Source organism: Plesiomonas sp. (assembly GCF_051652165.1).
Lineage (GTDB): Bacteria > Pseudomonadota > Gammaproteobacteria > Enterobacterales > CAMTGL01 > Plesiomonas.
Map to the genome: position 1 here is coordinate 1 of NZ_JBOFTR010000011.1, position 9,654 is coordinate 9,654.

Sequence of the window (9,654 nt, forward strand, 5' to 3'; positions counted from 1 at the left end):
AAGAATTTGCCTGGCGGCGATAGCGCGGTGGTCCCACCTGACCCCATGCCGAACTCAGCAGTGAAACGCCGTAGCGCCGATGGTAGTGTGGGGTCTCCCCATGCGAGAGTAGGGAACTGCCAGGCATCAAATAAGTAGAGAGCCCATCCGAAAGGATGGGCTTTTTGCGTTTGGGAATTTGGCAATGTTGAGCTGAGTTTGAGAGGGAACATAAGCTGGGCTGAGTCTTGAGTAAAGAATAGAGAGACATGAGCGATTTGCTGAGTTTCACACGATTACTGAATTATCAGGAAGCAATTTGCTATATAGACATGCAGCGATGCAGCTTTTTGATGGGTATTGGCGGGTTTTTTGTGTATCCCACAAGCTCGTTTTTTTAAGGCTCTGTTTTTAATGCATAAAAAACCCCGTAAAGACGGGGTTAGTGAGTGTTAGCAAAATTGAATGTTATTGGTTATAACAAGGGTATTGATGAGCCAATTATTTTCAATATTGGTAGTACTTAGTGAGACACCGCTCCTGATGCTCCGACGCCGGTTTGTGAACGAACAAACTGTGGCATGAATTTAGCGCGTTCATCAGTTGCTGCGGCTGATTTATCGGTAATAGAGAAGAACCAAACACCGATAAATGCGACTAGCATTGAGAACAGGGCGGGGTATTCATACGGGAAAATAGCTTCTGCATGACCGAGCACTTTTACCCAGATTGTTGGCCCTAAAATCATCAGTGTTACGGCGGTAATTAATCCTGCCCAACCTCCGATAACTGCACCGCGGGTTGTTAATTTTGACCAGTACATGGATAAGAACAGTACTGGGAAGTTACAACTTGCGGCGATAGAGAACGCTAACCCGACCATGAAGGCAATATTTTGCTTTTCAAACAAAATACCTAAACCGATAGCAACAAGACCGAGTATCAGAGTGGTGAGTTTAGAAACTTTTAATTCATCAGCTTCTTTTGCTTTGCCTTTACAGATTACGCTGGCATACAGGTCGTGTGATACTGCAGAAGCACCGGCTAAGGTTAGCCCTGCAACAACAGCCAATATTGTGGCAAAGGCAACGGCAGAGATAAACCCAAGGAATAGGCTTCCTCCTACCGCATCAGCCAAATGAATGGCCGCCATGTTATTGCCCCCAATCAGGCTACCTGCTGCATCTTTAAATGTTAGGTTAGTGCTGACTAATAAAATTGCGCCAAAACCAATAATAAAAGTCAGGATATAGAAATAACCGATAAATCCGGTGGCATAAAAGACACTTTTACGGGCTTCTTTGGCATCACTCACGGTAAAAAAGCGCATTAAAATATGTGGTAAGCCGGCGGTTCCAAACATTAAGGCAAGGCCTAATGATATGGCAGAGATAGGGTCGGCAACTAAACCTCCAGGGCTCATGATGGCCGTACTTTTTGGGTGAACTTTAATGGCTTCATTAAACAGTGAAGAGATATCAAAGTTTACGTGTTTTAATACCATGACAGCCATAAAGCTTGCGCCAGAAAGCAGCATAACGGCTTTAATGATTTGTACCCAGGTTGTGGCGAGCATGCCGCCAAACAGCACGTACAACACCATTAAGATCCCCACCATAATGACGGCGACATGGTAATTTAGGCCAAATAACAGTTCTATTAGTTTACCTGCGCCTACCATTTGTGCGATCAGGTAGAGTGAAACAACCACTAATGATCCACAGGCCGATAAAATCCGCACATCTTTTTGTTTTAGTCGGTAAGAGGCGACATCGGCGAAGGTATATTTACCGAGGTTACGTAGACGCTCTGCAATTAAAAACAGAATCAGCGGCCAGCCAACTAAAAAGCCGATTGAGTAAATCAATCCATCGTAGCCAGATGTATACACCAGTGCGGAAATACCCAAGAATGATGCGGCTGACATGTAGTCACCAGCAATGGCCAAGCCATTTTGAAAGCCGGTGATGCGTCCGCCAGCAGCATAATAGTCGGCTGTTGAACGGTTACGTTTTGATGCCCAATAGGTGATGCACAATGTTGCGCCAACAAAGATAAGAAACATGATGATGGCGGGAAGATTAAGCGGCTGTTTTTGTACTTCACCGGTTAATGCTTCAGCATGTGCTGTTGTCAGTGATAATAGGTTATAGAGGCTAATCCCGAGCAGGCTGCGGCGTATCATTTGCTCACCTCATTTAATATCTCTTGGTTTAATTGATCAAATTCGCCATTAGCTCGCTGAACATAAATTCCCGTTAAGATGAATGCGGTAAAAATAATACCAACGCCAACGGGAATGCCGCGTGTAATGCTTGAGTCTGGGCTGATGGGCGTTCCTAGCCATGCCGGATCAAAGGCAATTAATAAAATAAACCCTAAATAGCAGGCCAGCATGATCAAAGAGAGTGTCCAAGCAAAGCGTTGACGCTTACGAACTAACTCTTGAAAATGTGGATTACGCTCAATCCGTTGATAGACATTTTCGTTCATGGTGCTCTTCCTTTTTGAACATAGGGTGAACATCGGTTTGTTTTGTTGTTAGGTATTATTGTGCCGTTTCTGTGAGTAGTAGATTTTTCTGCTCGATCAGGCGTTCAACAACACTTGGATCGGCAAGGGTTGAGGTATCGCCTAAGTTACTGGTTTCCCCTGCAGCAATTTTTCGCAAGATACGGCGCATGATTTTTCCTGAACGCGTTTTTGGTAAACCGTCTGTCCAGTGCAATACATCGGGAGTGGCAATTGGGCCAATCTCTTTACGTACCCAATCGCGCACATCGGCATGCAGGGCTGCGCTAGCTGTTTCACCGCTATTGAGGGTGATGTAAGCGTAGATTGCTTGGCCTTTGATATCATGTGGCACGCCAACCACTGCAGCTTCAGCGATTTTTGGATGTGAAACTAAGGCTGATTCAATTTCAGCAGTTCCCAGACGGTGGCCAGAAACATTCAGGACATCATCAACACGGCCGGTTATCCAGTAGTAACCATCTTCATCACGGCGTGCTCCATCCCCAGTAAAGTACATGCCTTTAAAGGTTGAGAAGTAAGTCTGTTCGAAGCGTTCATGGTCACCAAATAGCGTACGAGCTTGCCCTGGCCATGCATCAACCAGTACTAGATTTCCTTCACAGATACCGTCTTGGATATTGCCCATATTGTCGACAATAGCCGGTTGTACGCCAAAAAATGGCAGGGTTGCCGAACCCGGTTTGAGGGCAGTAGCCCCTGGTAGTGGGGTAATTAAAATGCCACCGGTTTCGGTTTGCCACCAAGTATCAACTATCGGGCACTGGCTATCGCCAATCATGCGGTAGTACCACTCCCAGGCTTCTGGGTTGATGGGTTCACCCACTGAACCTAGTAGGCGCAAGCTTTGGCGCGATGTGCCCTCAATGGCAGCACTACCTTTTGCCATTAATGCGCGAATTGCAGTTGGGGCGGTGTATAGGATGCTGACCTGATGCTTATCAACAACTTGAGCCATTCTGTTAACGTTCGGATAATTAGGTACACCTTCGAACATTAAGGTAGTCGCGCCGTTGGCCAGTGGCCCATACAGCAGGTAGGAGTGGCCAGTTACCCAGCCTACATCGGCGGTACACCAGTAAATATCATCATGGTGGTAATCAAAAATGTATTTGAATGTCATGGCGGCATAGACCAGATATCCACCGGTGGTATGTAATACTCCTTTAGGTTTTCCGGTTGATCCTGAGGTGTAGAGAATAAATAGTGGATCTTCTGCGTTCATCTCTTCAGGTGGACAGTCAGTGGAAGCATCAGCGGTAAGTTCATGCCACCAACAGTCACGGTGGTTGTGCCATGCAACTGGATTGCCGGTACGCTGATAGACGATCACTTTCTCAACGGTTTTTACTTCTGGATTAGTCAGTGATTCATCAACATTCTTCTTTAACGGTACGCACTTTCCTGCGCGTAAACCCTCATCGGCAGTGATCACCATTTTGGCTTTGCAGTCAATAATGCGTCCTGAGAGTGCTTCAGGAGAAAAACCACCAAATACAACCGAGTGAATAGCGCCAATACGTGCACAAGCCAGCATAGCAACGGCGGCTTCCACAACCATCGGCATATAAATAGCTACAACATCACCTTTACGCACGCCTTGCGCTTTAAGTGCGTTGGCAAATTGGCACACTTGCTGATGGAGTTGTCGATAGGTAATTTTTTTATCTTCAGCAGGATTATCTCCTTCCCAGATAATGGCGGTTTCATTTCCACGAGTGGCAAGGTGTCGGTCGATACAGTTAGCAGAAAGATTGAGTGTGCCGTCTTCAAACCAGCGAATACTGACGTGCCCAGAATCATAGGAGGTATTTTTTACGCTCTGGTAAGGACGGATCCAGTCAACAATCTTGCCTTGCTCGCGCCAGAAATTGTCTGGGTTTTGCACTGACTGGGAGTACATCTCTTGATATTGCTGTTGGTTGATCAGCGCATTGGCTGAAAATTGTGGCATTACCGGATGTAGATGCGTGTGACTCATAAGGCTCTCCTTGGCATTGGTCAATCTCTGGTGTTAATAAAATGTGAACTTAAAGGAGGGCGATCACAATTAGACTTTGGGATGAGAGTCGTTAAGTCGATGCAGTTTAGAAAGTAGAGAGAAAACAGTGCAACCGGTTGCAACAGTACAGGTGCTTTGTCAGAGTACCCCTTTCGATTGTGCGAGGAGTGCGCAGATGACACTGTCATCACCGTTATGGCTAGGTGTGTATTTTTTCACCTATTTCCTAACGTATGGAATTTATTTACCTTTTTGGTCTTTATGGTTATCGGGAACGGGGCAATCAGCAGAGAATATTGGTCTATTGTTGGGGGTTGGGCTGACAGCCCGTTTTATTGGTAATTTATTTATTACGCCGCGCGTAAAGCACGCCGGATTATTGATTCATGCCCTGCGTTTACTCGGTGGATTGAGTTTAGTCAGTGCGGCAGGTTTTTTAGTTGGCCAGCAATATGTCGGTTGGCTGTTTATCATCATGGTGTTGTTTAACCTGATGAACGGGCCGTTAATTCCGCTGGGTGATGCTCTGGCAAATACCTGGCAGCGCCAGATTGGGTTGGATTATGGCCGAGCCCGGTTGTGGGGATCATTTGCTTTTATTACCGGTTCGACGCTGGTTGGTTGGCTTATCAGTTATACCGATTATCATGCCGCCCTATGGGGGTTATTGGGTGGTCTGGTGGTGATGAACCTTTGTTGGTGGCAGACACCGACAACTCTTCCGGCAGAGAAAGTGACTAAACAGCAGCAGTCGGTGAGTTTTACAGATGTATTGCGATCACCGGATGTGGTTAAACTTTTGCTTTGTGTGACGTTGTTGCAGGGTTCTCATGCCGCGTACTATGCTTTTAGTACCTTATATTGGCAGGAATTAGGATACAGCACGACAATCATCAGCATGTTGTGGTCAGTCGGTGTGATTGCCGAAATTGCAGTATTTGCTTTTTCGGGCCGCTTTTTTGATAGTTGGTCAATTCGCCGGATCTTACTGCTGTGCGCGGTTTGTGTTTTTGTTCGCTGGGGACTACTGGCCGAAGTGGAGATACTTCCGGGGCTAATTGTTATCCAGCTGATGCATGGAATGACCTTTGCGTTATGTCATGTTGCATCAATTCGGTTTATCCGCGAGCAGCCTGAGAGTCACACTATCCGCCTGCAAGCAATTTATGCCGCACTGGTGACTGGCGGGGGTATTGCGGTGATGACGGTGGTTTCGGGTTATTTATATACGTATTTAGGCAGCAACGTATTTTGGTGCATGGCGTTACTGGCGATTCCGGCCATTTTATTGCGCCCCTCACGTACCACTGTGTAACGCGTTAATGCGTAATAATCTCATTTTCGGATGCGGTTATTACGCATACAATACGGTAAACGCCAAAGGATAAGGCAAAAGCAATGCAAGGATGGATTGTTGTTCCTGTCATACTCGCGTGGTTAGGGCTGCTATTTTTAGTCGCTTGGCTGGGTGATAAGTATTACCGCGGCAGTTCCGCTTGGCGTCCGCTCATTTATAGCTTTTCGATTGCCGTCTACTGCACCTCGTGGACTTTTTTTGGCACTGTCGGTCAAGCCAGTCGCGACATCTTCTCCTTTATTCCTATCTACCTTGGCCCGATGTTGGTGTTTTTGTTTGGCTGGCGAATGCTGGCCCGCATGATCCTGATTGCCAAGCGTGAACACATCACCTCGATTGCTGATTTTATTGCCGCCCGTTATGGCAAAGCTCAAACCATTGGCGTATTGGTTACCTTAATTTCCGTGGCAGGTGTACTGCCTTATATCGCCCTACAGATGAAAGCTATCAGCACTGGTCTCACCATTCTGGCTCCCGACCTGATAGTTATTGCACACTTAAGCAATAATCAGTTGGCACTGTTAGTTGGAGTGGCACTCAGTATCTTTGCCATACTGTTTGGTACTCGTAATATTGATGCGACAGAGCATCATCGGGGCGTGGTTTTGGCCATCGCATTTGAGTCACTGGTTAAGCTTGTTGCTTTTCTCGGTGTGGGCGTGGGGATTGTCTGGCTGGCCAGTCAGCAGCAAATTAGCTGGCAGCTCCCCGAGCATATTTCGATGACACCAACCCATATCGGTAGTTTCAGCATTCACCTGTTATTAGCCATGAGTGCGGTGATCTGTTTACCGCGTCAATTTCATACCACCGTTGTTGAAAGCTCTCAACCACAGGATTTACATGTCGCCCGTTGGGTCTTTCCATTTTACTTACTGCTGATGAGCCTGTTTGTTGTTCCTATTGCCCTGATTGGTGCGGCAGTATTGCCACCGGAAGTACTGCCAGATACCTACGTGATTAACCTACCACTGGCTTTTGGTTATCCCTCATTAAGTATGCTGGCTTTTTTAGGTGGTGCGTCAGCCGCGGCAGGCATGGTCATTGTATCGAGCATCGCATTGGCAATTATGGTCAGTAATGATCTGATTTTACCGCTGTTACTACGTCAGCAGCGTTTCTCACACCGAACGTATCCGCAATTTTCGGGCTTATTACTGAACGTTCGGCGGATCACTATCGCCGTATTGCTATTGTTGGCGTGGGCCTGCTATTTGGCCATTGATCAGATCCCCGCACTGGCAGATATAGGCTATCTTTCATTATCTGCCGTAGCACAATTTTTACCGGCCCTGATCGGCGGGTTATATTGGCGACAAGGCAACCGAAAAGGTGTATATGTCGGGTTAATCAGCGGTTTTTTACTCTGGTTACTGGCTCTCGTTGGGCAGACCAACCTGCTGGCTGGTACGGCGGATAATAATATTTTACTGCGTATCATCACACCACCGGCATGGGCGCTGACTGCTTCACTAAGTCTAGCTGATTGGGGGGCTCTATTAAGTTTAGTGATCAATGCTGGGCTTTATATTGTCGTTTCACTGATGACCCGCGCATCTATTAGTGAACGCTTACAAGCAGCCAGTTTTATTGGGCTTCCTACTCAAGAGGGTGATACACATACGCTATACCAAACTCGTGTTACCCTTGAAGAGCTTGAAACGTTAATTGCCCGTTTTTTAGGGCAATTTCGGGCTCGTCGAGCGTTTATGCGCTTTGCCGATCAACGTCAGCAAGCCTTTATACCGAATGCTTTTGCCTCTGCCGAGCTCATTCGCCATAGTGAGCGATTACTTGCTGGTGTATTTGGTGCTTCTTCTGCACGTTTGGTGCTCTCTTCAGCCTTGCAGGGGCGCGATATGCAGCTTGAAGAGGTCGCGACTATTGTTGATGAAGCCTCTGAATTATTTGATTTTTCACGTACCTTGCTGCAAGGCTCTATTGAGCATATTGATCTGGGGCTCAGTGTGATTGATAAACAACTGCGGCTTGTTGCATGGAACCGTCGTTATCTTGAACTGTTTAACTTCCCGATTGGATTGATCCACGTAGGTAGGCCAATTGAAGACATTATCCGCTATAACGCACAGCAAGGGTTATGTGGCCGAGGCAGCATTGAAGAGCAAGTCCGCAGGCGGGTAGCACACATGCAACAAGGTAGTGCGCATCGCTCTGCCCGCCGCCGGCCGGATGGCCGGGTCATTGAACTTCAGGGCAACCCGATGCCGAGTGGCGGGTTTGTCATGAGTTTCACTGATATCACCCCCTTTATTGAAGCTGAAAATGCATTGCGTGATGCCAATGAATCCCTTGAAGCACGAGTACAAGCACGTACCCGAGAACTGACCTTACTGAACCAACAACTGGTGAGTGCTACACAAACCGCCCATCAGGCAGCCCACTCCAAAAGCCGGTTTTTAGCCGCAGTCAGCCACGACCTGATGCAGCCACTCAACGCGGCCAAGCTCTTTAATGCCTCTTTACTAGAGATGCTGCCTACAGGCCAGACCCGTGAGCTGGCCTGCCGCGTTGAAGATGCGATGACCTCGGCAGAAGAGCTAATTAGTGACTTGCTTGATATGTCACGCATTGAAGGCGGAAAGCTCAACATTCGACGAACGCGCTTTCCGATTAATGAGATCCTCGACAACCTCGCCGCCGAGTTTGGCGTTCTCGCGCAAGCACAGCATATGCGCCTGACCGTGATCCGAAATCATCAGTGGATCGACAGTGATCGCAAACTGTTACGCCGTATATTGCAAAATTTTCTCACCAACGCCTTTCGCTATGCCCCGCATGGTCGCGTACTGCTTGGTTGCCGACGCCAGCACAACCAACTGGTTCTGCAAGTTTGGGATAACGGTGTCGGTATTCCGCAAGATAAAGTCGGCATCATTTTTGATGAATTTTCACGGCTTGATCACGGACGCACAGCCAAAGAAAATGGCCTCGGATTAGGCCTTGCCATTGCCAAAGGTATGGCCAACATGCTCGAACACCCCATTACCGTCGAATCACAACTTGGTAAAGGTTCAGTATTCAGCGTCAGCGTTCCTCTAAGTCATGCTGATACTTCCGTCAATACTCAACCGTCCATCGAACCTGCAGCACACAGCAATTACCTATATGGGCTAAAAATACTCTGTATTGATAACGAACCCGATATTCTAGATGCCCTCCAGCTCTTGCTGACTCGCTGGGAGTGTGAAGTCAAAACAGTTGCTACCGAAACACAAGCCTTGCACGAATTGCAACATGGCTGGCAACCCCACATTATTCTTACTGATTACCATCTGGCCGACGGCATTTGTGGGTTGGACATTACCACCACACTCAGCATTCACCTCCCGCAGGTCAAAGTTGTCGTCCTAAGTGCCGATCGCACAACGCACATCCAACAGCATGTACAGCAACATGCCGCTTACTTCCTTGCTAAACCGGTTAAACCTGCGCGACTAAAAATGCTCCTTCACAGCTTGCTTCACACCGCCTTATAAGCACACACTCTTTTCTTCATATAAGCAATATCGGGTAAGCAAACAGCAAAAACCTCTTTTTTTAGGGATATAGCCTCGTTCTGCTCCCTTAATTGCCGTTATTTCCATCTGTTCGTACAGCATTTAAGCAAACAGAAAAAAAACGCATATCTTCCCTTGCACCAAACGCAAAACTCCCTATAATGCGACCCCACTGACACGGCAACCGTGATGAAAATCACTGAATGCTAACAGTAAAGAATAAAACGCTTTTAAGGGATGTGAAAAACAGACCTTGACAGCCAAAG

Annotated in this window: 5 protein-coding genes and 1 rRNA gene; 3 read left to right on the forward strand and 3 right to left on the reverse strand. The window is 47.2% G+C overall.

The window, feature by feature from the left end:
- The first annotated feature begins 9 nt into the window (after window positions 1-9).
- A 5S ribosomal RNA gene (gene rrf, locus ACRC53_RS07855) occupies window positions 10-125 on the forward strand.
- A gap of 377 nt (window positions 126-502) precedes the next feature.
- Here the strand turns inward: rrf and ACRC53_RS07860 are convergent.
- Genes ACRC53_RS07860 through acs form a run of 3 tightly spaced genes read right to left on the reverse strand, consistent with a single transcriptional unit; the run spans window position 503 to window position 4,492 of the window.
- Window positions 503-2,164: a cation acetate symporter gene (locus ACRC53_RS07860; protein WP_438642928.1), complete on the reverse strand. Its 1,662-nt coding sequence runs from the start codon at window positions 2,162-2,164 to the stop codon at window positions 503-505.
- On the reverse strand, window positions 2,161-2,472 hold the full coding sequence (locus ACRC53_RS07865) for a DUF485 domain-containing protein (protein WP_438623675.1): 312 nt from the start codon (window positions 2,470-2,472) through the stop codon (window positions 2,161-2,163). The genes ACRC53_RS07860 and ACRC53_RS07865 overlap by 4 nt, the downstream gene beginning before the upstream one ends.
- A 55-nt stretch (window positions 2,473-2,527) precedes the next feature.
- Entirely contained in the window at window positions 2,528-4,492 is a 1,965-nt protein-coding gene (gene acs / locus ACRC53_RS07870) for an acetate--CoA ligase (RefSeq protein ID WP_438642929.1), read from the reverse strand.
- Window positions 4,493-4,688: 196 nt separating this feature from the next.
- Here acs and ACRC53_RS07875 point away from each other — a divergent pair, with 196 nt between their 5' ends.
- Both ACRC53_RS07875 and ACRC53_RS07880 read left to right on the forward strand, forming a co-directional pair.
- Window positions 4,689-5,828 carry a 3-phenylpropionate MFS transporter gene (locus tag ACRC53_RS07875; protein WP_438642930.1) on the forward strand — a complete coding sequence of 380 codons (1,140 nt, stop codon included), beginning with the start codon at window positions 4,689-4,691 and terminating at the stop codon, window positions 5,826-5,828.
- An 83-nt stretch (window positions 5,829-5,911) separates the two neighbouring features.
- Window positions 5,912-9,367 (forward strand): hybrid sensor histidine kinase/response regulator, encoded by a 3,456-nt coding sequence (locus ACRC53_RS07880; protein WP_438642931.1) that lies wholly within the window; start codon window positions 5,912-5,914, stop codon window positions 9,365-9,367.
- Window positions 9,368-9,654: the final 287 nt, after the last annotated feature.

Excerpts from the sequence above, each read along its gene's own strand:
- ACRC53_RS07860 (WP_438642928.1), bottom strand. The coding sequence starts at position 2,164 with ATGATACGCCGCAGCCTGCTCGGGATTAGCCTCTATAACCTATTATCA.
- ACRC53_RS07865 (WP_438623675.1), bottom strand. The coding sequence starts at position 2,472 with ATGAACGAAAATGTCTATCAACGGATTGAGCGTAATCCACATTTTCAA.
- acs (WP_438642929.1), bottom strand. The coding sequence starts at position 4,492 with ATGAGTCACACGCATCTACATCCGGTAATGCCACAATTTTCAGCCAAT.
- ACRC53_RS07875 (WP_438642930.1), top strand. The coding sequence starts at position 4,689 with ATGACACTGTCATCACCGTTATGGCTAGGTGTGTATTTTTTCACCTAT.
- ACRC53_RS07880 (WP_438642931.1), top strand. The coding sequence starts at position 5,912 with ATGCAAGGATGGATTGTTGTTCCTGTCATACTCGCGTGGTTAGGGCTG.